21 protein-coding genes and 1 pseudogene are annotated in these 24401 nt (G+C 73.5%); 9 read left to right on the top strand and 13 right to left on the bottom strand.

The annotated features are described in order from the left end of the window. Positions 1 to 159 precede the first annotated feature (159 nt). Entirely contained in the window at positions 160 to 663 is a 504-nt protein-coding gene (locus ABZZ17_RS34985) for a hypothetical protein (protein ID WP_356882453.1), read from the bottom strand. Between the two features lie 375 nt (positions 664 to 1038). On the opposite strand from ABZZ17_RS34985, the gene ABZZ17_RS34980 reads away from it, so the two are divergent. Next, positions 1039 to 1704 carry a class F sortase gene (locus ABZZ17_RS34980; protein WP_356882451.1) on the top strand — a complete coding sequence of 222 codons (666 nt, stop codon included), beginning with the start codon at positions 1039 to 1041 and terminating at the stop codon, positions 1702 to 1704. 163 nt (positions 1705 to 1867) lie between these two features. Here ABZZ17_RS34980 and ABZZ17_RS34975 read toward each other — a convergent pair whose 3' ends face one another. Both ABZZ17_RS34975 and lysX read right to left on the bottom strand, forming a co-directional pair. Next, positions 1868 to 2707 carry a polysaccharide deacetylase family protein gene (locus ABZZ17_RS34975; RefSeq protein ID WP_356882449.1) on the bottom strand — a complete coding sequence of 280 codons (840 nt, stop codon included), beginning with the start codon at positions 2705 to 2707 and terminating at the stop codon, positions 1868 to 1870. A 103-nt stretch (positions 2708 to 2810) separates the two neighbouring features. Further along, on the bottom strand, positions 2811 to 6122 hold the full coding sequence (gene lysX, locus ABZZ17_RS34970; RefSeq protein WP_356882447.1) for a bifunctional lysylphosphatidylglycerol synthetase/lysine--tRNA ligase LysX: 3312 nt from the start codon (positions 6120 to 6122) through the stop codon (positions 2811 to 2813). Positions 6123 to 6182: 60 nt separating this feature from the next. Between lysX and ABZZ17_RS34965 the strand changes: the two genes are divergently transcribed. Further along, positions 6183 to 6644, top strand: coding sequence for a universal stress protein (locus ABZZ17_RS34965; protein ID WP_356882445.1), 462 nt, complete (start codon positions 6183 to 6185; stop codon positions 6642 to 6644). Between the two features lie 8 nt (positions 6645 to 6652). On the opposite strand, the gene ABZZ17_RS34960 is transcribed toward ABZZ17_RS34965, so the two are convergent. Next, on the bottom strand, positions 6653 to 7873 hold the full coding sequence (locus ABZZ17_RS34960; protein ID WP_356882443.1) for a CapA family protein: 1221 nt from the start codon (positions 7871 to 7873) through the stop codon (positions 6653 to 6655). Positions 7874 to 8173: 300 nt separating this feature from the next. Between ABZZ17_RS34960 and ABZZ17_RS34955 the strand changes: the two genes are divergently transcribed. Both ABZZ17_RS34955 and ABZZ17_RS34950 read left to right on the top strand, forming a co-directional pair. Beyond that, positions 8174 to 8707: a sigma-70 family RNA polymerase sigma factor gene (locus ABZZ17_RS34955; RefSeq protein ID WP_356882441.1), complete on the top strand. Its 534-nt coding sequence runs from the start codon at positions 8174 to 8176 to the stop codon at positions 8705 to 8707. Positions 8708 to 8962: 255 nt separating this feature from the next. Further along, positions 8963 to 9427 carry a hypothetical protein gene (locus ABZZ17_RS34950; RefSeq protein ID WP_356882460.1) on the top strand — a complete coding sequence of 155 codons (465 nt, stop codon included), beginning with the start codon at positions 8963 to 8965 and terminating at the stop codon, positions 9425 to 9427. 51 nt (positions 9428 to 9478) lie between these two features. Here ABZZ17_RS34950 and ABZZ17_RS34945 read toward each other — a convergent pair whose 3' ends face one another. The 4 genes from ABZZ17_RS34945 to ABZZ17_RS34930 form a co-directional block, all read right to left on the bottom strand. Beyond that, positions 9479 to 9871, bottom strand: a complete 393-nt coding sequence (locus ABZZ17_RS34945) for a hypothetical protein (protein WP_356882439.1) — start codon at positions 9869 to 9871, stop codon at positions 9479 to 9481. A gap of 27 nt (positions 9872 to 9898) precedes the next feature. Further along, positions 9899 to 10759 (bottom strand): DNA-formamidopyrimidine glycosylase family protein, encoded by an 861-nt coding sequence (locus ABZZ17_RS34940; RefSeq protein ID WP_356882437.1) that lies wholly within the window; start codon positions 10757 to 10759, stop codon positions 9899 to 9901. A 330-nt stretch (positions 10760 to 11089) separates the two neighbouring features. Then, positions 11090 to 13153, bottom strand: a complete 2064-nt coding sequence (locus ABZZ17_RS34935) for a SpoIIE family protein phosphatase (protein ID WP_356882458.1) — start codon at positions 13151 to 13153, stop codon at positions 11090 to 11092. Between the two features lie 7 nt (positions 13154 to 13160). Then, entirely contained in the window at positions 13161 to 14861 is a 1701-nt protein-coding gene (locus ABZZ17_RS34930; RefSeq protein WP_356882435.1) for a DUF6777 domain-containing protein, read from the bottom strand. Positions 14862 to 15023: 162 nt separating this feature from the next. Between ABZZ17_RS34930 and ABZZ17_RS34925 the strand changes: the two genes are divergently transcribed. Genes ABZZ17_RS34925 through ABZZ17_RS34915 form a run of 3 tightly spaced genes read left to right on the top strand, consistent with a single transcriptional unit; the run spans position 15024 to position 17910 of the window. Then, complete coding sequence (locus ABZZ17_RS34925) at positions 15024 to 15872, top strand: YndJ family protein (protein WP_356882433.1); 849 nt, start codon at positions 15024 to 15026, stop codon at positions 15870 to 15872. A gap of 56 nt (positions 15873 to 15928) precedes the next feature. Next, the gene (locus ABZZ17_RS34920) at positions 15929 to 16459 is read left to right on the top strand and encodes a DUF1990 domain-containing protein (protein ID WP_356882431.1); all 531 of its coding nucleotides are present in this window, start codon (positions 15929 to 15931) and stop codon (positions 16457 to 16459) included. An 11-nt stretch (positions 16460 to 16470) separates the two neighbouring features. Continuing rightward, a complete protein-coding gene (locus ABZZ17_RS34915; RefSeq protein ID WP_356882429.1) occupies positions 16471 to 17910 on the top strand; it encodes a lipase maturation factor family protein in 1440 nt (479 codons plus the stop codon). Here the strand turns inward: ABZZ17_RS34915 and ABZZ17_RS34910 are convergent. Continuing rightward, positions 17896 to 18879 carry an NAD-dependent epimerase/dehydratase family protein gene (locus ABZZ17_RS34910; RefSeq protein ID WP_356882427.1) on the bottom strand — a complete coding sequence of 328 codons (984 nt, stop codon included), beginning with the start codon at positions 18877 to 18879 and terminating at the stop codon, positions 17896 to 17898. The two genes, ABZZ17_RS34915 and ABZZ17_RS34910, sit on opposite strands and share 15 nt — an antisense overlap. A 173-nt stretch (positions 18880 to 19052) precedes the next feature. Next, positions 19053 to 19223, bottom strand: coding sequence for a hypothetical protein (locus ABZZ17_RS34905; RefSeq protein WP_356882462.1), 171 nt, complete (start codon positions 19221 to 19223; stop codon positions 19053 to 19055). Positions 19224 to 19555: 332 nt separating this feature from the next. Between ABZZ17_RS34905 and ABZZ17_RS34900 the strand changes: the two genes are divergently transcribed. Further along, positions 19556 to 19861 carry a hypothetical protein gene (locus ABZZ17_RS34900; protein WP_356882456.1) on the top strand — a complete coding sequence of 102 codons (306 nt, stop codon included), beginning with the start codon at positions 19556 to 19558 and terminating at the stop codon, positions 19859 to 19861. Between the two features lie 58 nt (positions 19862 to 19919). On the opposite strand, the gene ABZZ17_RS34895 is transcribed toward ABZZ17_RS34900, so the two are convergent. Next, positions 19920 to 21383 (bottom strand): SDR family NAD(P)-dependent oxidoreductase, encoded by a 1464-nt coding sequence (locus ABZZ17_RS34895; protein WP_356882425.1) that lies wholly within the window; start codon positions 21381 to 21383, stop codon positions 19920 to 19922. A gap of 326 nt (positions 21384 to 21709) precedes the next feature. On the opposite strand from ABZZ17_RS34895, the pseudogene ABZZ17_RS34890 reads away from it, so the two are divergent. Then, positions 21710 to 22522 (top strand): annotated as a pseudogene (locus tag ABZZ17_RS34890) (DMT family transporter); the annotation flags it as partial. A gap of 24 nt (positions 22523 to 22546) precedes the next feature. Here the strand turns inward: ABZZ17_RS34890 and ABZZ17_RS34885 are convergent. Both ABZZ17_RS34885 and ABZZ17_RS34880 read right to left on the bottom strand, forming a co-directional pair. Further along, complete coding sequence (locus tag ABZZ17_RS34885) at positions 22547 to 23974, bottom strand: transglycosylase family protein (protein WP_356882423.1); 1428 nt, start codon at positions 23972 to 23974, stop codon at positions 22547 to 22549. A gap of 164 nt (positions 23975 to 24138) precedes the next feature. Further along, the gene (locus tag ABZZ17_RS34880) at positions 24139 to 24333 is read right to left on the bottom strand and encodes a hypothetical protein (protein WP_356882421.1); all 195 of its coding nucleotides are present in this window, start codon (positions 24331 to 24333) and stop codon (positions 24139 to 24141) included. Positions 24334 to 24401: the final 68 nt, after the last annotated feature.

Here is a 24401-nt window from a genome sequence, read left to right as displayed (position 1 = left end):
CGCCGGGCCGCCCCGGGCGCTTGGGCACCCCCACCGCCCCGCGGGGGCGGGGGGCCCCGGCCGCCGCCCGCGGGGCCCCGGGGCCCCCCCCCCGGGCCCGGGGCCCCCCGGCGGTACGTCAGGTCGGGCAGCCACGGCCGGCCCGTACGGCGGACGGGGTCAGGCCCGGCCCGCCGCGACCGGGCGACGACGGCGCATGACGTGCACGCCCGCGCCGAGCGCCGCGGCGCCGACCAGACCCGCGCCGATGGCGGTTTCGGCGGCGGACGGGCCGAAGGACCCGCCGATGCCGCCCTGGGCGCCGTTGCCCGCGAGGATCGTGAAGCGGTGCGTGGCGACCAGGCTGTTGTCGTGGCACTTGACGGACAGCGTGTGGTGGCCCGGCGAGGCGTGGTTGAAGATCCGGACGGTGGCGAAGCCGATGGAGCCGGCCGAAAGGTTCGTCTGCGGAAAGTTGCCGTGCGACCAGACGGTGCCGCCGCGGCCGCAGCCCGCCGCGCTGACCTGCATCACGGAACCCTGGTGTACGGAGTACGGGTTGACCGTGACGTTGCTGGGCCCGTTGCCGCCGCCCTGCGGGGAGTTCGCGGTGGCGAACGTGGCACTGAGTCCGATCGCGGCGCAAGCCGCCGCGGTCACGGTGAGAGCGCGGAAAACACGCATGGTGGAACCTCCAGCGGAAAGCGCCCCGGGGCGGTGGCTCCGGGCAGATCGACGAGAACGCCTCCCATCACGAACCCTCGGGGTGGTCCGCAACCAGCGCATTTCCACCTTTGGGCCGCCCGGTTGAGCGACACGCCGAAGCGCGTGCGGGGAATCTGACGGATCCGCAGGTCACGAGGCGTCAGTCATTTATGTGACGATTACCTGGATGGGTGCACCCCTTACGGCCCCCTTCCGGTCGCGTGCCGGCCCCGCCACCCGTTCGCCCCTCCCCGATCGCCGTCTCGTGCGGTCGCCCTTAACGTGCGTGAAGTAGGGCGTACCGGGGTGGGAATGGAACGCGGGTCGGGACCCCCGCGTCGGGAAGGGAGAGCCATGACCGAGGACGAGAGTGAGCAGCGGCCGAGGAGACGTTCCCCCTGGGGCGTGCTCGCGCTGGTCATGCTCAGCGGCCTCGCCATGATGCGCAACGGAGCGAACGCCGAGGACGGCCCCCCGCAGCCCACCGCGGCGGCGGCGGTCGCCGTGCGCGCGGACCAGCTGCCGGCGAATCCGCCCACGCCGCCGTCGGACATGGAGGTGCTGGAACACTCGTCGGTCCAGCGCATCCGGATCCCGTCGATCAGCGTGGACGCGCCGGTGATGACGGTCGGGCTGGACGCCCAGGGCTGGATCGACGCACCGCCGCCACAGGACCGGAACCTCGCCGGCTGGTACCTGAACGGCATCTCGCCGGGCCAGCAGGGATCGGCGGTGATCGTGGGCCACGTGGACAACGCGCAGGGCCCGGCGGTGTTCTACGGCCTCGGGTCGACGAAGCCGGGCAGCCGGATCGAGGTGGAGCGCTACGACGGACGCACGGCGGTGTTCGAGGTGTACGGCGTGGAGGTGTTCTCCAAGGACGCCTTTCCCGGTGCCCGGGTGTACGGGGACACCGGACACCCGGAGCTGCGGGTGATCACCTGTGGCGGCGGCTACTCGAAGGACAAGGGTTACGACGGCAACGTGGTCGTCTTCGCCCGGATGGTGGCGGCCCGCTGAGGCCGGACTGCTGAGGCAGGGCCGCTCGTACCGGACCGCTCGCACCGGGCCGCTCGCACCGGGCCGGCCGTCCGGCCGAAGCCGCTCGCGCGGGGGCCCGCCGACGGAGCTCATCCCTCGGCGGGCCCGCCGACGGAGATCCCGCCCGCCGAGGGCCGCCGTCTCAGCGGGGCGGCAGCACGGGAAGGGTCATCCGGTAGCCGCGCGCCAGGAGTTGAGGCAGGTAGGTGGCGAGTGCCTGGACGCTCTGCGTGCGGTCGCCGCCGGCGTCGTGGTTCAGCACGATCACGCCCGGCCCGGCTCCCGCCTCGACCCGGGAGACGATGGCGGTGGTCCCGGGCTCCTTCCAGTCGAGGGTGTCGAGGGTCCAGGCGAGCGGCTCCATGCCCAGATCGGCGCCGATCTCGAAGGCGGCCCGGTTCCAGGCCCCGTAGGGGGCCCGGAACCACAGGGGCGCCTCCCCCACGGTCTGCTGGACGACCTCGCTGGTGCGGCCGATCTCGGAGAGCAGTGCGGGCCGGCTGAGCTGGGGGATGAGCGGGTGCGTCCAGGTGTGGTTGCCGATGACGTGCCCTTCGGTGACCATCCGGCGCAGCAGGTCACGGTTGTCGGTGGCCATCTCCCCGCAGACGAAGAACGTCGCCCGGACCTGGTACCGGGCGAGGGTGTCGAGGATGGCGGGGGTGTAGCGGGGGTCGGGGCCGTCGTCGAAGGTGAGCGCCATGGCGCTGGCGTGGGCCGCGTCGTCGGGCAGCGCGAGGAGGGGCCGGGCGCGTACGGCGGGTTTCGTGACGGGCGGCCGCGCGGGCGCCTCGGCGGTCATCGGCCGGAGCCGGTAGGACTTTTCGGGCGGTCCGGCGGGGAGCAGTCCGGGGGCTCCGGCGGGCGGGCCCCCCGCCGGGGCGGGCCCGGCGGCGCCCTGGGGCGGGGTGTGTGACTCGCCCGCGGTGACCAGTCCGGACGCGGCGGCGATTCCGAGGAAGACGGCGGTACGCAGGAGCATGCGTCGCCCTACTGTCGGCTCGTCATTTTTCATTATTACTACGTATCAACGACATCCCCGCGGATGTCGAGAGGCGCGGAGGCTCCCCCGCTCGCTCACCCGTTCAGCCGCGTCGCACCAGGGGGAACGGCAGCGTCTCGCGGATCGTCAGGCCCGTGAGGAACATGACCAGGCGGTCGACGCCGATGCCGAGTCCGCCGGTCGGCGGCATGGCGTATTCCAGGGCGTCGAGGAAGTCGTTGTCGAGTTCCATCGCCTCCGGGTCGCCGCCCGCCGCGAGGAGCGACTGCGCGGTGAGGCGGCGGCGCTGCTCGACGGGATCGGTCAGTTCCGAGTAGGCGGTGCCCAGTTCGGTGCCGAAGGCCACCAGGTCCCAGCGCTCGGCGAGCCTCGGATCCTTGCGGTGCTGCCGGGTGAGCGGGGAGACGTCGGTCGGGAAGTCCTTGTAGAAGGTGGGCAGCTTGGTCCGCTCTTCCACGAGCCGCTCGTACATCTCCAGGACGACGTCGCCGCGGGTGTCCTCGGGGGCGTGCGGGACGGCGGCCCGGTCGCAGAGCCGGCGCAGTACGTGTTCCTCGGTGTCGGCGTCGACCTCCTCGCCGAGGGCCTCGCTGATCGCCCCGTACATGGTCTTGACCGGCCAGGTGCCGGAGATGTCGTGGACGACGAGCTTGCCGTCCGGCCCGGCCTTGTGGGCGATCGGCGAGCCGAAGGCGGCCGTCGCCGCGCCCTGGATGAGGTCGCGGGTGAGGTCGAGCATGACGTCGTAGTCGGCGAAGGCCTGGTAGGCCTCCAGCATCGTGAACTCGGGGTTGTGCTTGTAGGAGACGCCCTCGTTGCGGAAGGTGCGGCCCATTTCGAAGACCTTCTCCATGCCGCCGACGCACAGCCGCTTGAGGTACAGCTCGGGGGCGATGCGCAGGTACAGGTCGAGGTCGTAGGCGTTGATGTGGGTGCGGAAGGGCCGGGCGTTCGCGCCGCCGTGGATCTGCTGGAGCATCGGGGTCTCGACCTCCAGGTAGCCGCGGTCCAGCAGCCCCTGGCGCAGGGCCTGCACTGCGCTGGAGCGGGCCCGTACGACGTCCCGCGCCTCGGGGCTCGCCACCAGGTCGAGGTAGCGGCGCCGGACGCGGGCCTCCGGGTCGGCGAGGCCCTTGCGCTTGTCGGGGAGGGGGCGCAGGCACTTGCCGGTGAGCTGCCAGTCGTCGACGACCACCGACAGCGCGCCGGACCTGCTGGTGCCGACCTCGCCGCTCGCCACCACGTGGTCGCCGAAGTCCACCTGGGAGGTGAAGGATCCGAGTACTGCGGGTCCGGCCTCGTCCCGGGTGAGCATCAGCTGGGTGTCGCCGGTCCAGTCGCGCAGGACGGCGAAGACGACGCCGCCGAGGTCGCGCACGACCATCACCCGGCCGGCGAGGGTGACCCGTTCGCCGGTGCGGGCGCCCGGCGGGTAGCCGGGGTGGGCGGCCTTCAGCTCGGCGACGGTGTGGGTGCGCCGGCGGATCACGACCGGGTAGGGGTCGGTGCCGCCGGCGCGGATCCGCTCCATCTTGGCGTGGCGGACCCGGACCTGGTCGGGCAGCCGCTCGGCCCTCGCCCGTTCGCCGTCCTCCCCGACCAGGTCCAGGCCCAGGGAGTCGATGGACGGCAGGCCCGCGGTGGTGGCGGGGTTGGTGAGGCCCTTGGGGTGGCCGTTGCCCCAGAGGGTGCGCAAGCTCGGTACGGAGACGAACCCCTCGGCGATGCCGGAGGCGAGGCTGACCCGGGCGAGGGAGCCTGCGTCCTGGTAGCAGAGGAACCGCGGGTACCACTCGGGCCCGTACTTGACGTTGGAGCGGTACAGGGCCTCCAGCTGCCACCAGCGGGAGAAGAACAGCAGGAGTTTGCGCCACAGCTTGAGGACCGGCCCGGCGCCGATCCGGCCGCCCTCCTCGAAGGCGGAGCGGAACACGGCGAAGTTCAGGGAGATCCGGCGTACGCCGAGGCCGGGGGCGGCCGCGCACAGCTGCGCGACCATGAACTCCATGACCCCGTTCGGGGCGGAGCGGTCGCGGCGCATCAGGTCGAGGGAGATGCCGTCCTTGCCCCAGGGGACGAAGGACAGCAGCGCGATCAGTTCGCCCTGCGCGTCGAGGGCCTCCACGAGCAGGCAGTCCCCGTCCTCGCGGTCCCCGAGCCGGTCGAGGGCCATGGAGAAGCCGCGTTCCGTCTCGGTGTCGCGCCACCGGTCGGCCCGGTCGACGATCATCTGCATCTCGTCCTCGGACAGCGCGGCGTGGCGGCGGATGACGGTGGTGGCCCCCGTCCGCTTGACCCGGTTCACGGCCTGCCGGGTGACGCGCATGTCCCGGCCGTCGAGGTCGAAGTGGGCGACGTGGAGGATCGCCTCGTCCCCGAGCTGGAGGGCGCTGAGTCCGGAGCGGGCGTACGCGGTCGCGCCGTCCTCGGAGGCGCCCATGACGGCCGGCTGCCATCCGTAGCGGCGGGCCACCGCCAGCCACGCGTCGATGGCGGGGGTCCAGGCGGCGGGGTCGCCGACCGGGTCGCCGCTGGCCAGGCAGACGCCGGCCTCCACCCGGTACGTCACCGCCGCCTTGCCGTTCGGGGCGAAGACCACGGCCTTGTCGCGTCGGGTCGCGAAGTATCCGAGGGAGTCGGCCCGGCCGTACGCGCCGAGGAGGGCGCGGAGCCGGGGCTCCTCGTCCCCGTGGAGGGCGGCGGTCATCCGCTGGGAACGGAACAGGGTCATGGCCGCGTTCAGCAGGGCGAGGGCGCCGAACAGGCCGAGGAGGAAGTACAGCGGGCGGGGCGGGTGCCCGTCGAACTGCCGGGCGGAGAAGAGCCCGCCGAATACCTGCTTCGCCGCCCAGTCCAGCCACTGCCCCTTGGGCAGGCTCCCGGGGAACAGCGCCACCAGGCCCCAGCCGAGGAGGACCGCGGCGAGCAGCCCCAGGCCGAGGACCAGCATGGCCCGCCAGACGGCGCCGGGCCGGGAGGCGGCGTAGAACTCGCCGCGGGCCGCGATCAGGACGATCATGGCCGCCACCGCGAGGGCCATCGAGGGACCGCCGACCCAGTAGTCACCGTCGGCGATGATCAGTACGTCGACCAGGATCAGCAGGGCCAGATAGGTGACGACGATCCACCAGGCGATCTTCTTGCGGGTGCCGAGGGCGGCGGCGAGCAGGAAGAGGAAGACGGCGTACGCGAGGTTCTCGCTGACCGGCACCACGAACTGGTCCAGGAAGCGGACGACGGGCCGCAGCAGCCGCCGCAGCGTGGGAGAGAGCGCCAGCAGGGCGCACAGCAGCCCGAGCGTTCCGAAGAACGCGCCGAAGGCGTCGGGAACCCGGTTGAGGAACCGGTTGCCGGTTCCTCGGGTCCCGCGGGTCTCCTCCACGGTGGCAGTCATGGTTCGCACTGTAGGGAGGGCCGCGCGGGTCCGCGCGGCGAGCCCGATAGCCTCGGGAGGGTGACAGAGCACGTGAACACGGGATTCGAGCGCGGCACCGACGGCCCGAAGGTCATCCTCGCCGGAGTTGACGGCTCCGATTCCTCCCTGCGGGCGGCCGCGTACGCCGCCGGCCTCGCCCGCCGCCAGAACGCACTCCTCGCCCTGGTCTACGTCCAGCCGGTGATGCCGTCCGGTGCCTCACTGGGCGCACCCGTCGCCGACACCACCGGGGAGATCGCGGAGGGCATCGTCGCGGAGATCCGCGAGTCCGCCGAGCGCCTCAAGGGCATCTTCGACGTCCGCTGGCAGTTCCACACCTTCCGCGGGGACCCGTACGCCGGGCTCGTGAGCGCCGCCGGGGAGCTGAAGGCGGACGCGGTGATCGTCGGCGCCTCGGAACAGGCCGGCCACCGGATCATCGGCTCGGTCGCCATCCGCCTGGTCAAGGCCGGGCGGTGGCCGGTGACGGTGGTGCCGTAGCCCCTGGCTCAGCGGGAGGCCTTCAGTCCGTCCTTGGCGGCGCCGCGGCTGAGGACGGCGTCGGTCACGGCCTCCTGGGCGTCCTCGTAGTCACCGCGGCCGGGATCCTCGGCGAGGGCGGCCGGGAGGTTGACCACCCGGCCCGCGCCGAGGTCCATCATCTGCGGGACGAACTCGGCCTTCGTCACCTGCCAGCGCTGCCCCGGCGCGGCCGGCGGGGCGAAGGTGAAGCGGCCGATCGAGCCGTAGTTGCCGCGCAGGTCGCGGGCGCCGGAGTGGTTGAACATCTCGCCGGCCACCTGGTCGCCCATGCCGTAGACGACCCAGGTGCCGTTCACCTTCTCGTAGGCCTGCGGGATGTGCGCGTGCGTGCCCAGGATCATGTCGATGTCCGGCCTGCCGTCGCTCTGCGAGGCGGTCAGCGCCTTGCCCAGCGACAGCTGGGTCTCGTCGGGGTCGGTCTCCCACTCCGTGCCCCAGTGCAGGCTGACCAGCACCACGTCCGCGCCCGCCTTGCGGGCCGCCCGGGCGTCCGCGACGATCCGGTCCTGCTGCATCAGGTTGACCGCCCACGGCTGGCCGTCCGGCAGCGGGTAGCCGTTCGTGTCGTAGGTGTACGCGAGGTGCGCGACCTTGGCGGAACCCGCCGTGTACACGGTCGGCTTCGCCGCCTCGGCGGCCGTCCGCGCGGAGCCCGCGTGGCCCAGGCCCGCCTTGTCGAACCGGTCGAGGGTGCGCCGGATGCCGTCCGCGCCGTCGTCGAGGGTGTGGTTGGAGGCCGTGGAGCAGCCGTCGTACCCGGCGGCCTTCAGGCCGTCGGCGACCTCGGGCGGGGAGACGAAGGCCGGGTAGCCGCTGAAGGGTCCGCCGTCCTCCCCGTAGATGGTCTCCATGTGGCAGAGCGCGAGATCGGCCGCCGAGACGACCGGTTCGACCCCCGAGAACATGGGCCGGAAGTCCCAGCCGTCGCCCCCGGCGTCCGCCGCCGCGCGCTTGATGACGGAGGTGTGCGGCAGTACGTCGCCGCTGGCCACCAGGGTGAAGCCCTTCGCGGCCGCGCCGGGGGCGGCGGTGCCGCTCGGGCCGGGGGTACCGGACGACGGGCCGGCGGCGGCGCTGGAACCGAGCCGGGCCGGGGCGGGGCCGCCGGCGGTGGAGCAGCCGGCGGCGGCCGCCGGCAGCAGGAGGGCGGACAGCAGCGCGAGTGCCCGTCGGGTGCGTGTGCTCATCAGCCCTGGCTCCCTTTTGTATGACTATCGGATCATCTGATCCGCAATCCATAGGAGAAGACGGCGGAAGTCAAGGAACGGTGCCGTCCGCCCGCGTCGCCTCACCCCGACGGCCCCGTCCGTTCGCCGCGCCGTTCGACCGTTCGTCGTCGGGCGCGGCCGCCCACCGGATGACCCGGGTGCTTGGGCGCAACGGCCGCGCCGGACGGTTCCCGGAGGGCTCCCCGCAGGTCAGGGTGAGTGGGCCGGACCGCCCCAGCGGGACCCGAGACCCCGGCGGACCCCCGGAAGGAGCCACTCGTGCCGCTCTCCCCCACCCTCCAGCACACGGAACCCGAGGCTCTCGCCGAACTCCAGCGCGACCACGGGCGGGCCCTGTTCGGATTCCTGCTCGGCCTCACGGCGGGGGACGCCCAGCGCGCGGAGGACCTCGTACAGGAGACCCTCGTACGGGTCTGGCAGCATCCGGAAGTACTGGCCAGCGCCCACGAGTCCATGCGGCCCTGGCTGTTCACGGTCGCCCGGCGGCTCGCGATCGACGCCCGCCGGGCGCGGCTGGCCCGCCCGCAGGAGGTCGACCCGGACGGCCTGGAGCAGGCTCCCGCGCCCGTCGACGCGGTCGCCGGCTCGGTCACCGCGATCGACATCCGGCGGGCGGTGGGCAGCCTGGGACCGGAACACCGGGACGTACTGGTGCAGGTCTACTTCGAGGACCGCTCGGTGGCCGAAGCGGCGGCGGAGCTCGGCATTCCGGCCGGAACGGTCAAATCCCGTACGTATTACGCCCTTCGCGCCCTCCGGAAGGGCCTCCAGGGATACGGACTCGGCGCCTGATCACCGGGGGCAGCCCATCGCCGCCCTGGACCGGCACCGGAGAAACACTCAAGGATCGCCCGCCATGCGCACGAACCGGACAAGGACCGCATCGATTGGGGCATCAGTCCGTTCAAGTTGAGTAAACATCCCCCGCTCCACGAGTCGTGCGGTGAAGGCTCAGGGGTGACGGCGGGAAGCTCGACGCGCGGGAGAGGTGGAACGGTGCAGCCCGAGGGTTCGAACGGCACCAGTGACGGCGGACTGGCAGTGCCCATGGCGTGGCTCTACGCCGAGTACATCGCCGACGAGCTGCTGCGCACGGGCCGGCTGATCCCGGTCAGCACACTGGAGTTCCGCGCCGGGCGCGACACGCTCGCGCTGACGATCTACCTCTCGGACGCGGCCGGTGAGCTCTCCGGGATCCGGGTCGTCTCGCAGCTCGACGAGTGGCTGTCCCTGACGGCGTACGGGCACCCCTGGCGCGACTGGGTGCACACCCGCTTCCTCGCGCTGGGCGAGGAGGCCCGCGAACGCGGCGACGCGGAGGACCCCGACCTCGAACTGGCGCGGGCGGCCTGGCGCTGGCTGGACCACACCGAGCTGTTCGCCACCAATCTCGACCCGGGCCGCCACGGCCACGCCGACACCCCGCCGGGGCTGGACGAGAACGCCCGCGTGTGGACACCGGCCTGGCAGCTCGGGCTTCCGCTGGGGCATCTGGCGATGCACCTGTTCTAGGGGTGGGGGCCGGGGGTTGGGGTTTGGGGGCCGGGGTGGGGACCGGCCGTGCTACGGGGTGTCGGACGGGTCCGTGACCAGGCCCGTGAAGTCGGCCTCGTTGCGTTCGGCCCGGGTCACGTACCAGCGGGCGATCACCCACATCACCGGGTACGCGGCCAGGCCCAGCCCGACCCAGACGATCGGCCCCGCAGCCGACCGCGGCAGCAGGAACGCCAGCGGCAGCAGGGCCAGCAGCAGCGCGAGCACCGCCAGCGCACCCATTCCGGCCCGCAGCTGGCTGCGCATCAGGGCCCGTACGTAGGTGGTGCCCAGCGTGGTCTGCTCGGAGATCTCCGAGCAGGCCGGGGCGTGCGCGGGCGGCCTGCGGCGGGTCCCCCGGGGCACGCCGGTGACGACCTCCCGCCGGGGCGGCGGCTGCTGTTGCTCCTGCTCGGCGGCCATGGGGCCGGAGTCTACGCAGGGCCCCCGCTACTTGAGGAGGCGGGAGAGCCTGCGGTCCGCGAGGGGCTTGCCGCCGGTCTGGCAGGTCGGGCAGTACTGGAGCGAGGAGTCCGCGAACGACACCGACCGGACCGTGTCCCCGCACACCGGGCAGGGCTCGCCCGTCCGGCCGTGGACCCGCATCCCGCTCTTCTTCTCCGCCTTCAGCCGTCCGGCCGCCACCCCGTGGGCGCGCTCGACGGCCGTGCGCAGGGTGTCCTGGACGGCGTCGTAGAGGTGCGTGACCTGGTCCTCGTCGAAGGAGGCCGCCAGTTTGAAGGGCGAGACGCGGGCCTGGTGCAGGATTTCGTCACTGTAGGCATTGCCGATCCCCGCGATGACGCCCTGATCGCGCAGCACGCCCTTGATCTGCCGGCGCTCCCCCGCGAGCAGCGCGGCGAAGGCGTCCCGGTCGAAGTCCGCGGCGAGTGGGTCGGGGCCGAGGCGGGCGATGCCCGGCACCTCCTGGGGGTCGCGCACGACGTACACCGCGAGGCGCTTCTGGGTGCCGGCTTCCGTGAGGTCGAAGCCGGCGCCGTCGTCCAGTGCGACGCGCAGCGCGAGCGGGCCCTTCCCGGGGCGCGGCGGCTGCGCCGGCAGGGTGTCCTGCCAGCGCAGCCATCCGGCCCGGGCCAGGTGGGTGACGAGGTGGAGGTCGCCGATCCGCAGGGCGAGGAACTTGCCGTGGCGGGCGGTGGGGCCGGCTGGCCGGCCCTCCAGGGCGGTCAGCGGCGGGTCGTAGGTCTTGAGCACGCTGACGGCGAGCGGGAGGACGCGTTCGACCACCCGCCCGGCGAGGTGCGCGTCGAGGAACCCCCGCAGGGCCTCGACCTCCGGCAGCTCGGGCATCCTCCCAGGGTGCCGCCGCCCCGGGCGGAACGCGAGCGGAGAGCGGGCGGGGGGGTGCCGGCGCCCTGGCCGGGCTGTGGGTGGGGCCGGGGTCGGGGACGGGGTGGGGGGTCGTCCGGGGCGGGCATGATTTATGGCGCCTTGTCCGGAGTGCTTTGCCGGGCGGGGCAGGGCGCCAACAAATCACGTTTTAGCCCCGGACGACCCCCCACCCCGTCCCCGACCCCGGCCGGGTGGGCGTCCCCCGGCCGGGTGGGCGTCCCTCGGCCGGGTGGGCGTCCCTCGGCCGGGTGGGCGTCCCTCGGCCGGGGAGGCCAGGGCCGGGTCAGGTCAGGTCATGACGAACTCGCACCATACGCACTTGCCGCTGCCCCGCGATTCCACGCCCCAGACGTCCGCGAGGCGGTCCACGAGCATCAGGCCGCGGCCCGACACTCCCGAGTCGCCCGCCTCGCGGCGGCGCGGGAGGGCGCTGGAGCGGTCCTCCACCTCCACGCGCAGGCGCCGTTCCGGGCCGGCCAGGACGCGCAGGGTCACGATCGCCGGGCCGTCCGTGTGCATCAGGGCGTTCACGATGAGTTCGTCCGCGACGAGTTCGATCTCGTCGGCCCGGCTCCGCGCACCCCATGCCCGTACCGCCGCGCCGATCATGTGCCGGGCGGCGACGAGGGCTTCGGGGTCGCCGGGGGCCACGTGCTGCTGGAGCCGGCCGCCGCCCTGCGGGGTGTCCTCGCCCTGGCGGCGCAGCAGGAGCAGGGCCATGTCGTCGTCGCCGCCCCGTTCGTCGACGACCTCGCACAGCCGGTCGGCGAGCAGCTGGAGGTCGGCCGGCCCGTTGCGGACCAGCGCGGTCAGGAACTGGATGCCGTCGTCGAGATCGGCGCCGGGCTGTTCCACCAGCCCGTCCGTGCACAGCAGGAGCGTTTCTCCCGGGTCCAGTTCCACGGTGGTCACCGGATACTCGAGGCGCCCGAACTCGGCCGACAGGCCCAGCGGCATGCCGCCCTCCACCGGCAGCCGCCGGCAGTCCCCGTCGCGGGTCCGCAGCAGCGGGTCGAGGTGGCCGGCGCGCACCAGTTGGAGGACCCCGGTGGAGAGGTCGGCCTCCACGTAGGTGCAGGTCGCGAAGCGGTCGGTGTCGAGCTCGTGCAGGAAGACCGAGGCCCGTGCCATGACGGTGCCCGGCGAGTGCCCCTCGGCGGCGTACGCGCGCAGGACGATCCTGAGCTGGCCCATCACGGCGGCCGCGTGCGTGTCGTGGCCCTGGACGTCGCCGATGACGGCGCCCACCCGGCCGCCCGGCAGCGGGATGACGTCGTACCAGTCCCCGCCGATGTCCTGGCCCATCCGGGCGGAGCGGTAGCGGACCGCGATCCGGGCGCCGGGGACGGTAGGGATCCGCCGGGGCAGCATCGCCTGCTGGAGTCCCTCGGCGAGGTCGTGTTCCTGTTCCAGCAGCATGGCCCTCTGGAGGCTCTGCGCGATGCTGCTGCCGAGGGCGACCAGCAGGTTCCGTTCGTCCTGGGTGAAGCCGTCCTTGTCCTGGTAGAGGAGTCCGATGGCGCCGATCGGGCGGGCCTGGGCGATCAGCGGGAGGTACGCGGCGGCGGAGATCCGCATGGGGGAGATCTTCGCCCAGAGGCCCGGGTAGCCGTTCGCGAACTCCTCCGCCGAGTCGAGGAAGCGCGGCTGGAGCGAGCGGACGACCTCGCTCATCGGGTACGGCTCGTCGATGCGGGTATAGCGCGTGCCGGGGACGAAACTTCCCTGGGGCCCTTCGGCCACCAGGTGGATGCGGCCGGCCTCGACGAGGCCCATGACCATGCCCATCGAGCCGAGGCGTTCCAGGCCGTGGGCGTCTCCGAGGGCGTCGATGACGTCCTTGACGGTCCGGGCGTGGGCGAGGGCCGCCGTGGTGCTCTCGACGACGGAGGTCTGGCGGCGCCGCTCGTCGTCGAGGCCGAGGCGTTCGGCGGAATGGCTTAGTTCTTCGGTGGCGTCGCGGACGATGCCGATGATCCGGTGCGGGCGTCCGTCCGGGTCGCGCATGACGCGGCCCTGGGTGTGGGTCCAGCGGAGCGTGCCGTCGCGGCAGCGGATGCGGTAGTAGGCGCCGTAGCTGTCGACGCCGCTCTTGAGGGCGCTGGAGACGAGCGCGTCCAGCCGGGTGGCCTCGGCCGGCGGGACGCGCGGGGACAGGGACTCGGGCCGCCCGTCGTAGGCGTCGGCGGTCGTGTCGAAGACGTCGAGGGCGGCTGAGTCCAGGTGCATGAGCCCGGTGACCAGGTCCCAGTCGAAACTGCCCATCCGGTTCAGTGACAGCGACCGGTCCGCGTGTGCGGGCCAGTCGTCCGGCAGCGATGTGGTGCTCGGCACCGGTCCACCATGACACAGCGGCGGGTCAGGCGCTCTCCAGGTACCCGGTCTCCTCGGAGGGCTCGGTCAGCAGGTCGGGGGACGTGTTCGGGCCCTCGGGCAGGTACGGGTCGAGCAGGTCCTCCAGCCAGGGGGCGTCCTCCGGGTCCTGGGGCAGGGCGGGGTCGTTCGGGGCCTGCGGGGGCAGGTCGGACGGTACGTCGGCGGGTGCGTCGGAACGCGGGTTGGGCGCGGGGTCCGCGGGCCGGCCGGAGGGCGGCGTCTGCGGGTTCGCGGGCTGCTGCGGGTCCGCGGGCTGCTGCGGGGGCCTGCCCGGCAGGGCGTCCGCGCCCGGCGGGCACGGCGCGGGGGTGCCGGCGCCCGGCACCGCGGACTGGGGGCCGGCCAGCGGCAGCCCGGACGAGGCCCCGGGATCGGCGGGAACCCCGCCGGGGACGCCGGAGGACCCGTCGGCCGGCAGCTCGGTGTGGGGGCCGGGCGAGCCGGGGAGGTCGGCCACGCCGGGTGCGCCGGGTGCGCCGGGAACATCGGCGGGCACGTCCAGGGGCAGGTCCAGGGGCACGTCGAGGGCGGTGTCCAGCGGTGCGTCCGGCGACAGGTCCAGGGGGACGTCGGCGGTCGGGTCGGTCGGGAATTCGCCGGTCAGGTCGGTCGGGACGTCCAGCGGGACACCGGTGGCGGGGTCGAGCGGTGCGTCGGCCCCCGGGTCGGCCGGCACCTCGCCGGGAACGCCGCCGGGAACGCCCCCGGTCACGTCGGACGGCACGTCGGACGGCGGTCCCGCCGGCGGGACCGACGGGGAGACCGGCGGGCTGGTCCGGTCGAGGCTGTGGGGGTCCGCCGCGGTGCAGGGGTCGGAGGCCGAGGTTCCGGGCGGGGTGGCGGGGCCGTCGGGGATCCCGTCGGACGGGTCGTACGCCGGCAGCACCCTCGGGGTCTTGTCCTGGGCGCCGTCGTCCCCGGTCCTGCGCTCGATCCAGGTGTTGTCGGCGACGTTGACGATGACCAGGTTGTCCAGGGCGCGGGGGGTCGGTTCGATGACGATGACCTGGTTGGCCTGGTAGCCCGGCCACGGATCGCCCTTGGTGACCGGGCTGCCGCTCGCGGCGCGCGGCGCGACGAGCGGGTTGCCGCAGCCGCAGCGGACCCGGGGCATGCCGTGGGCGTCGACGAGGACGGCCGTCCCGGCCTGGAGGACGGCCTGGAAGTCCTCGGGGCGCCCGTCCCGGTATCCGTGGCTGGTGACCCGGGTGTCGGCGCGCAGGACGACCGGGGTGAGGCCGCGCAGGAACTCGGGGAGCTTGGCCTGTTCGACTCCGGAGACCTGCGCGAAGGCGCGGGCCTTGGCCTCGTCGCCGGCGAGGAACCCGACCTGCCGTTCCACGTCGCAGCTGCCGAACCGCTGCGTCCCCCCGTAGAGGCCGGGGGTGGCCGCGTTGACCGTGCGGATGCCGCGGCCGCTCGGGTTCGGCAGCGGAGGCTGCACGGGGGCGGACTCGCGGGTGGCGAAGGAGGCGGTGAAGGGGGTGGAGCCGGCGGCGCCCACGGGCTGGAGCAGGACCTCCTTGCTCTCGGCCGGCGGGCCCTTCGTCTCTTCGGGGGCGGAGCCCGTGCAGCCCGCGGCGAGCAGGCCGACGAGGGCGAAGAGGGCCGTGCAGGTCGGTACGTGACGGCGCGAAGCCTGACGGGATGTCATCGGTGCGGGCACGTCATTCACGTCTTTCACGCTGATCTCCCTGTTCGCCCCGGGTTGTCACCTCTTGTCTGCCGCATCTTCGGGAGCGCCGCAAGTGGAGCGCCGACGACCCGTCACACCAGCGCCTTGAACATGTTCAACAATCCGCGTAGGGTCACGCCCGTGAGTTGAACACGTTCAAAGGAGTGGGTCGTGACGGTACTCGTCAACCTGATCGTCACCCTGGGGATGTTCTACGTCGTCCCCGTGGGCCTGCGTCTGATCGACCCGACGGGGCTGCGCGGCGCGGCCCGGCTGTGGCCGCTCGCCGCCCTGCCCGGCGCGTTGTGCCTGTGGCTGCCGCGCGGCGCCACCGCCACGGCGCTCGCGGCACTCTACGCCCTCGCCGCACTGGCCCTGGCGGCCCGGGCTCCGGCCCGGCTGCTGCGGACCCGCTCGCTCGCCCCCGCCGAGGTGGCCGTACTGACGGCGCTCGTCTCGCCGTCGGTCGCCGGGACCGCGCTGGTCGCCGAGCGGGCCGGGTACCGCCTCTTCGGCTTCGACCTCGACATCCTGGCCCTGACCGTCCCGCACTTCCACTACGCGGGATTCACGGCCGCGCTGATCGCCGGGCTGGTCTGCCGGGCGTCCGACGCGCAGCCGTGGGCGCGCTGGGCGGCGTACAGCGTCCCCGCCGGAACGCTGTTCGTGCTCCTCGGATACTTCGTGTCCGACTGGGCCGAACTGCTGGGGGCGGTGGTGCTGACGGCAGGGATGTGGGCCGTGGCGCTCGTGACCTGGCGCGAGGTCAGGACCGCCGCGCGCGACCGGGTCACGGGCGCACTGCTCGCGGTGTCGGCGGCGGTGCTGGTGGCCACGATGCTGCTCGCCCTGTGGTGGGCGGTCGGGCAGGCCACCGGGATCGCGCACCCCACTTTGACCTGGATGGCCGCGACCCACGGCCTCGGCAACGCACTGGGCTTCGCCCTGTGCTCGCTGCTCGCCTGGCGGCGCCTGGGCACGGTCCGCACCGACCGCGCCCTCGTCACGGCCCGCTCGTGACCGCGACCGCGACACCGACCTCAACCTCGACCTCGACCCACCGAACGGAGACCGTCATGACCCGCCTCACCGGCACCGGCCGGGACACCCTCAACTACCCCGACCGCGGAGCGACCCGCCGGCGGCCGCTGCCCGCCGGGTACCACCACCTGCACCACCGCACCCCCATCGGGCACGGTCGTGAGGTGTTCGAGGCGGCCGGCGCCGCGGTCAGGGAGTTCCGGATGCACCGGGCGACCGGGGCGAGCGTCCGGGCGGACGGGCCCGCCGTGCCCGGGGCGCGGGTGGAGGTCGGGCTCGGAGTCGGCCGGCTGCGGATCACCGTTCCGTGCGAGGTGATCTGGGTCCCGGACGCCCCGGACCGGGCCGGATTCGCCTACGGCACCCGGGCCGGGCATCCCGAGAGCGGCGAGGAGTCGTTCCTGGTGGAGCTCGCCGAGGACGGCACCGTGTGGTTCGAGGTCACCGCCTTCAGCCGGCCCGCCGCCTGGTACACCCGCCTCGGCGGGCCGCTCGTCCCCGTACTCCAGCTCGGCTACGCCCGGCTGCTGGGCCGCCACCTGCGCAGGCTGGCCGCCGCCGCCTGATACTGGAGGGGATGGACTGGTTCACCGCCCCCGGATACTGGCTGGCCCGGCTGGTCTTCCAGCGGGCCCTGGCCGGCGTCTACCTCTTCGCCTTCCTCGGGGCCGCCCTTCAGTTCCGGGCCCTGATCGGGTCCCACGGCATGCTGCCCGTCCCGCGGTACGTACGGTACGTGCCCTTCCGGCGCGCCCCGAGCCTGTTCCACATCCGCTACTCCGACCGGCTCTTCGCGGGCTGCGCCTGGGCCGGCGTGGCGCTCGCGGCGGCCCTGGCCGCGGGCGCGGGCGACGTGGTCCCGCTGGGCGCGGCCATGGCCGCGTGGGCCGTGCTGTGGCTGCTGTACCTGTCGATCGTGAACGTGGGGCAGACCTGGTACTCCTTCGGCTGGGAGTCGCTTCTGCTGGAGGTGGGCTTCCTCGCGGTCTTCCTGGGCAACGCCCGGGCCGGGCCGTCGGCGCCGGTGCTGTGGCTGCTGTGGTGGGTGCTGTTCCGGGTGGAGTTCGGCGCCGGTCTGATCAAGATGCGCGGCGACTCCTGCTGGCGCGAGCTCACCTGCCTCTACCACCACCACGAGACGCAGCCGATGCCCGGGCCGCTGAGCTGGTTCTTCCACCACTTGCCGAAGCCGTTGCACCGGGTGGAGTGCGCCGCGAACCACGTGACCCAACTCGTGGTCCCGTTCCTGCTGTTCGCTCCGCAGCCGGTGGCCTCGTACGCCGCCGCCGTGATGGTGGCGACCCAGCTGTGGCTGGTGCTGTCCGGCAACTTCGCCTGGCTGAACTGGCTGACGATCACGCTGGCCCTGTCGGCCGTCGACTTCACCCGGATCGCGGGCGCCCCGCCCGCCGCCGCCTCGCGCGGGGGGCCGCTCTGGTACGTGGTCCTGGTCTGCGCCGTGACCGTACTGGTGCTAGTCCTCAGCCGGCACCCGGTCGCCAACATGATCTCCCGCGGTCAGGTGATGAACCGTTCCTACGACGGACTGCACCTGGTGAACACGTACGGGGCCTTCGGCACGGTCGGCCGGGTCCGCATGGAGGTGGTGGTGGAGGGCACCGCCGACCGGCTGCCCCACGAGGAGGGCGCCTGGCGGGAGTACGGCTTCAAGGGCAAGCCGGGTGAACTGCGGCGGGTTCCGCGCCAGTTCGCCCCCTACCACTTGCGCCTCGACTGGCTCATGTGGTTCGCGGCGCTCTCCCCCGGATACGCGCGGGACTGGTTCGGGCCGTTCGCGGAGCGGCTGCTGGCGGGCGACCGGGACACGTTGCGGCTGCTGCGCCACAACCCCTTCCCGGACGCCCCGCCGCGTTTCGTACGGGCCCGGCTCTACCGGTACCGGTTCACCACCCGGCGGGAGCTCCGCGAGACGGGTGCGTGGTGGCACCGCACGCTGGTGCGCGAGTACATGCCGCCGACCCGGCTCGCGGACGCGGGCACCTCAGAGCCCGAGTAGCGCCGCCTCCTTCTCGGCGGAGATGCCCTTCTTCGGGCGGTCGGGCCGCTGCGGGGCTTCGCCGCCCAGGGTCCGCAGCCAGGCCCAGGTGTCGGCGGCCGTCTCCTCGAAGGGGCGGCACGTCAGGCCCGCTTCCAGCGCCTTGGTGACGTCGGCGCCGAACATGTGGTCGTGCAGCTCGCCTTCGGGAAGCCAGATCGGCAGTTCCGTCCAGGGTTCGATGCCGGCCTTCTCGATCACCGCGTCCTCGGTCCAGCGCGGCTCGACCACCCCGCCGGTGGCGGCGGCGCAGGCCTCGATGAGGCCGCCCATGGTGGTGTGGCCGGCGGGGGAGACGAGGTCGTAGGCGCCGCCGCGGCCCGCCGCGGCCGAGTCGAGGGTCCAGCGGGCGAGGTCGCGCACGTCGATGTACTGCAACGGCAGGCCGGGGCGGCCGGGGGCGAGGAGGGGGCCGCCGCGGGCCACGCGGTTCAGCCACCACGGCAGCCGGCCGACGTTCTCGTACGGGCCGACGATCAGACCCGCCCGCACCAGCAGCGCGCGCTCCCCGAAGGCGGCTTCCGCGGCCAGTTCGCCGCCGCGCTTGTCCTCGGCGTAGGCGACGGCGTCCGCGTCCGGCGAACCCTCGACGACCGGGGCGCCCTCGCCGAGACCGGCGGGAGAGGGGTAGGCGTACACCGAGCGGCTGGAGACGTACGTGTACTGCCCGGCGCGGCCGGCCAGCAGGCGGGCGCTGTCGCGCACGACGGTGGGAGCGCCGCCCCAGGTGTCGACGACGAGGTCCCACTCCCCCTCGGCGAGGGCGGCCAGGCCCTCGGGGGCCGTACGGTCCCCGTGCCGTACGGAGGTTCGGGGCGGGGCCGCGTGGTGACCCCGGTGGAAGACGGTGACCTCCCAGCCACGGTCAAGGGCGTCGTCAACGATCGCGCGCCCGACGAATTCGGTACCACCCAGCATCAGCAGCTTCATGGACCGAGACTGCCCGCCGGGCGGCGGCCGGGGAAGCGGTGATCGCCGACAGCGATCACGCCGACGGCGGACGCGGAACGGGAACTCCTCCGCGCGCGCCGGACCCCCGTCGCCCGTGGGCGCGGGGGCCGGACCGGACCGGCATCCGGGTCGGGGATGCCGGGGGACGCGGTCTAGTCGATGCCGGGCAGGATGTGGGGTTCGGCCAGGTCGTCCTCGTAGCCCGCCAGGCGGATCGGGGCGGAACGCGCCCACACCTCGAGGCTTCCCAGCTCGTCGGACTTCGCGTGCGCCCCCCATCCCGTTCGCTCCACGGTCTGGTCGGGGTTCTTCGTTTCAGTCACCGCGCACTCCCTCGTGTCGCGTAACCCGGCGGACTCTGACGCGCGCCGGAGATAGGGAAATATAAGAGTTTCCGGACGCGGTGGCGCCTTGGTGGAGCGGGGCCCGGGTGGGGGCTCCTTGCGGATCAGGGTACACATATGAGCGCGACCCCGCTCGATGGAAGGGTAAAATCCACGCTGGACCGCATGTTTTCGCCCCGAGTTCAGTAAGTCGTACGCCCGTGTGCCGGGCAAGCTGATCTGCTCGACGGCGCGGCGCGTGCGCGCGGACGACGGAGGGAGCGGTGGTGGCGGGGTCGGAAGTACCGGAGATCGGCAGTGTCGACGAGCTGATGGAGCTGCTGGACGCGCACCGGGGCCGCGATCACGGGCTCAGGACGGCGGCGCTGCTGCGGCGCTCGTACCCGTCCGACAAGGAACTCCAGGTGGCCGGACTGCTGCACGGCCTGCCCGGGGAGGTGCGTCCGCTCCTGGGGGCCCGCGTGGCGGGCATCGCCCGGCTGCCCACGGCCCCGGACGCGGAAACCCTGCGCCAGGCCTCCGAGACGGCGGCGGCCGCGGGCCTGGACGCGGGGGTGATGGAGGACTGGCGCCCGGTCCTCGAACTGCTCGCCGCCCGCGCGCGCGGGCGGGGCTGACCGAGGACCGGGGCCGCGGGGCCGCAGGGGCCTTCCGGGCCTCGGCCGCCTTCGGGGGCTACCAGTTGGCGGGGGCGTAGTCCTTGAGGAATACGCCGAACAGGTCCTCGCCGGCCTCGCCGCGGACGATCGGGTCGTAGACGCGGGCGGCGCCGTCGACCAGGTCCAGGGGAGCGTGGAAGCCCTCCTCCGCGAGGCGGATCTTGTCCGGGTGCGGGCGCTCGTCCGTGATCCAGCCGGTGTCGACGGCCGTCATCAGGATCTGGTCCTTCTGGAACATCTCCTGCGCGCTGGTGCGCGTCAGCATGTTCAGCGCGGCCTTCGCCATGTTGGTGTGCGGGTGGCCGGCTCCCTTGTAGCCGCGGCTGAACACGCCTTCCATGGCGGAGACGTTGACCACGTAGCGGCGTCCGGCCTCGGCCGCGGCCATCGCCGGGCGGAGCTTGCTGATGAGGATGAACGGCGCGGTGGAGTTGCAGAGCTGGACTTCGAGGAGCTCGACCGGGTCGACCTCGGACACCGTCTGGATCCAGCTGTTGGTGTCGTGCAGGTCCGGGACGAGGCCGCCCGCGTCGATGGCGGTGCCCGCGGCGATCCGCTCCAGGGAGGCGGAGCCGGAGACCAGCGCGAGCTCGGTGACGTCCTGGGCGGTGAGCTTCTCGCCCTTGCCGGCGGGCAGCGCCGCGACGCGGTCGACCGTGCCGCTGCCGAACGTGCCGATGACCTGGGCGGCGGGCAGCTCGCCGGCCGGGAGCGGGGCGCCTTCGGCGGCGACCAGCTCGCTGTAGGCGCCCGGGGAGCGGCGTACGGTCTGGGCCGCGTTGTTGATCAGGATGTCGAGCGGGCCCTCGGCGGCGACCGAGTCGGCGAGCGCGACGACCTGGGCCGGGTCGCGCAGGTCGATGCCGACGATCTTCAGGCGGTGCAGCCATTCGGAGCTGTCGGGCATCGCCTTGAACCGGCGGATCGCGTCGTTGGGGAAACGCGTGGTGATGGTGGTGTGCGCGCCGTCGCGCAGCAGCCGCAGCGCGATGTACATGCCGATCTTGGCACGGCCGCCCGTGAGCAGGGCGCGGCGGCCGGTCAGGTCGGTGCGGGCGTCGCGGCGGGCGTGGTTGAAGGCGGCGCAGTCCTGGCAGAGCTGGTGGTAGAACGCGTCGACCTCGACGTAGCGGGTCTTGCAGATGTAGCAGGAGCGGGGGCGCTGGAGTATTCCGGCGATCGGGCCCTTGGCGGCGGCGGTCAGGGCGTTGCCCTGGGTCTCGTCGTCGATGCGCTCGGCGGAACCGGTCGCGGTCGCCTCGGTGACGGCCTTGTCGTTGGCGGTCTTGGCGGCGCGGCGCTCCTGGCGGCGGCGCTGCTTGACCGTCCGGTAGAGGCCCGCGGTGGCACGGCGTACGGTGATGGCGTCCGGGTGGTCGACGTCGAGCTTGTCCAGCTCGTCGATCACGCTCAGGCAGAGGGCAAGCCGCTCGGGGTCGATGCCCGGCCCGTATGCGTGGTTGTCTTCGGTCACCGTCATGGCCGCTGCCGTTCCTTCTTCGTTCGTTCGCATCCGCGCACTGCGGAAGTCCCCAAAACCGCCACTGTACGGAGCCGACGCGCCGGGGACCAAACCCGTCCCCGTCCGCCTCACGCACCGCGAGCGATCTGTGACGGTATGGAGGGGATCGTGACGCTCCGTACGCCGCCGGAGCCGGCCCGGAGCGGGGTGGCGACGTACTCGCTCGCGCCCGCGCGGAGCCTCGTCGTACTCCTCCTGGTGTATGCCAGGAGGATGACTCAGATGCTGATCATGGGGCCTCTGGGCGGATGAATCGCCCGCACGGGTGGGGCATGGTGGATTTCATGAGTGCCTTGGCCTTGTCGGTTCTGCTCTGCCTGGTGTCGGCCGTCGCGTACGCGGGGGGTGCGATCGTCCAGGAACGTGTCGCGGCGACCTCGCCCGGCCGCGGGTACGCGCCCCTGCGGCGGGCCGTCTGGTGGGTGGCGGTCGGGCTGAACGGCGTGGGCGCGCTGCTGCACGTGGTGGCGCTGGCGTACGGGCCGCTGAGCCTGGTCCAGCCGCTGGGGGCGCTGACGATCGTGTTCGCGCTGCCGATGGCGGCCGTCTTCGTGCGCCGCCGGGCGGGCGCGGCCGCGTGGCGGGGCGCGGTCCTGGCGACGGCGGGCCTGGCCGGGCTGCTCGCCCTGACCGGCGGGGACGGCGCCGGCCGGGAGGCCCTGGCGGGCGGGGAGCGGGTCCTGCTGCTGCTGGTGACGGCGGCCTGCGGGGCGGCCCTGTTCCTGGCGGCGCACCGGGTGGAGCGGCCGGTGCTGCGCAGCGTGCTGCTGGCCGCGGCGGCCGGCACGGCCTTCGGAATGGCGTCGGTGTTCACCAAGTCGGTGGCGGAGGGCTTCGCCCCGGACGCCCTGGCGGGGCTGTGGCCGGACCTGGCCGCGATCGCCGTACTGGCGTCCTGCGGGCTGCTGCTGTCGCAGGCGGCGTACCGGGGCGCGGGGCTGACCGCGCCGCTGGCCACCGTGACGGTCGTCAATCCGGTGGTCGCGGCGGCGGTGGGGATCTCCCTGTTCGACGAGGGCTTCCGCTACGGGACCGCCGGGGCGCTGGCGGCGGTGACGAGCGGCGTGCTGGCGGCGGCCGGCCTGATCCTGCTCACGGCCGTGCCGCCGCACGTACGGGGGTCAGATGCGGACGCCGTGCCCGCGCAGGTACTTCAACGGGTCGATGTCGGATCCGTACCCGGGGGCCGTGCGCATCTCGAAGTGGAGGTGGGGGCCGCTGCTGTTGCCCGTCGAGCCCGAGCGGCCGATCCGCTGGCCGCCGGAGACCTGCTGCCCGGCCTTGACGCCGAGCGCGGAGAGGTGGGCGTACTGGGAGTACCGGCCGTCGGAGTGCTTGATGACCACCTGGTATCCGTAGGCTCCGGCCCAGCCGGCCGACAGGACCGTGCCGGGGCCCACTGACTTGACGGTGGTGCCGGTGGGGACCGGGAAGTCGACGCCCGTGTGGTAGCCGCTGGACCAGGACGATCCCGCGACGCGGTAGGCGGTGCCGAGGGCGGCGTCGACCGGCGCGGAGAACCCGCCGGCGGCAGGCTGGGCGGGGACGGGCTTCTCGGCGGGCTTGGCGGCCGGTTCCGGCTTCGGCTTCGGCTTCTCGGCGGGCTTGGCCTGTTCGGGGGGCTTCGGCCGCTCGGTCGGCTTGGGCTGTTCGGTCGGCTTCGGCTTCTCGGCCGGCTTGCTCTGCTCCGGCCGGGGCTGCTCGGTGGGCTTGGGCTTCTCGGTGGGCTTGCTCTGTTCCGGCTTGGGCGCGGCCGGTTCCACGGGCTTGACCGGGTCCGCGGTGCGCGGCGGCTTCTCCGGGTTCTGTGCGGGCGGGGCGGTGGTGATCCGCAGGGTGAGCCGCTGCCCCGGGAAGATCAGGTTGGGGTTGGCGCCCACGGTGGCCCGGTTGGTCTCGTACAGGGCCTGCCAGCCGCCCTCCACGCGCTGGTCGGTGGCGATGGCCGAGAGCGAGTCCCCGGGCGCGACGACGTACGGGTTCGGCAGGACGGAGGTCCCGGTCGGACGGGGCAGGGTGACCGGGGCCCCCGTGGTGGCCTTGGTCGGCTGGATCCGGTCCTTGGGGGCCTGCGGCTGCTGGGTCTTCTGCGGGGCCGGGGCGGTCTTCTGCGCGGCGGGCTTCTGCGCCGGGGGTGCGGCCTGGGTGCCGCCGAGGGCGGGTGCGGGGCCGCTGCGGCTGAGGCCGGCCTGCGGGCCGCACGCCGGCCATGCCTTGGGGCCCTGGCCCTTCAGGACCTTCTCGGCGACGGCGATCTGCTGCTCGCGGGTGGCCAGGTCGGCGCGGGGAGCGAAGGCGGTGCCGCCGAATTCCCGCCAGGTGCTCTGGCTGAACTGGAGTCCGCCGTAGTAGCCGTTACCGGTGTTGATCTTCCAGTTGTTGGTCGACTCGCAGTTGGCGACCTTGTTCCACGTGTCCACGGAGGCGGCGTTCGCGACCCCGGCGCCGATCAGCGGAAGGGCGATCCCCGCGCCACCGGCGGTGACGGCGAGCGAGGCCCGGTTGATGCTGCTCGGCTGGTACCGGCGGTGCCGGCCCCGTACACCCATGGGAGCCCCCTTGAAGACATGCAGGAACCGCACAACCTAACGGCGTGCCACATGTCTGGCAAGGGCCACAACCAGCCGCACTCAAGGGCAAGTTGACCATGTCCTGCTCAGGACTGCTGCTCAGTACCCCTGCCCAGAACTCCGGCTCCTGCTCAATACCGTCCTCAGCTCAGCGGGCCGGGCTGCGGGATCGGCGCGGGCCCGGGCGGCGGGGGCACCGGGTCGGGCTCGGGGTACGGTCCGGGAACGGGCGGTACCGGGCGCGGTACGGGCGAGGGGTCCGGCAGCGGCGGGACCGGCGCGGGGACCGGATCGGGCTCGGGCGGCGGGGGCTGGGTCTGCTCTGCGTTGCGCACCATGTGTCCCACCTTCCCCCGATCCGGCCGGCCACGCCCCCCGGATCCGGGCGAACGGACGGCGCCCCCCG

This window comes from Streptomyces sp. NPDC006512 (assembly GCF_040611935.1).
Taxonomy (GTDB): Bacteria; Actinomycetota; Actinomycetes; order Streptomycetales; family Streptomycetaceae; genus Streptomyces.
Note: the sequence above shows the minus strand (reverse complement) of the source record. Positions and strands in the feature narration are given on the sequence as shown.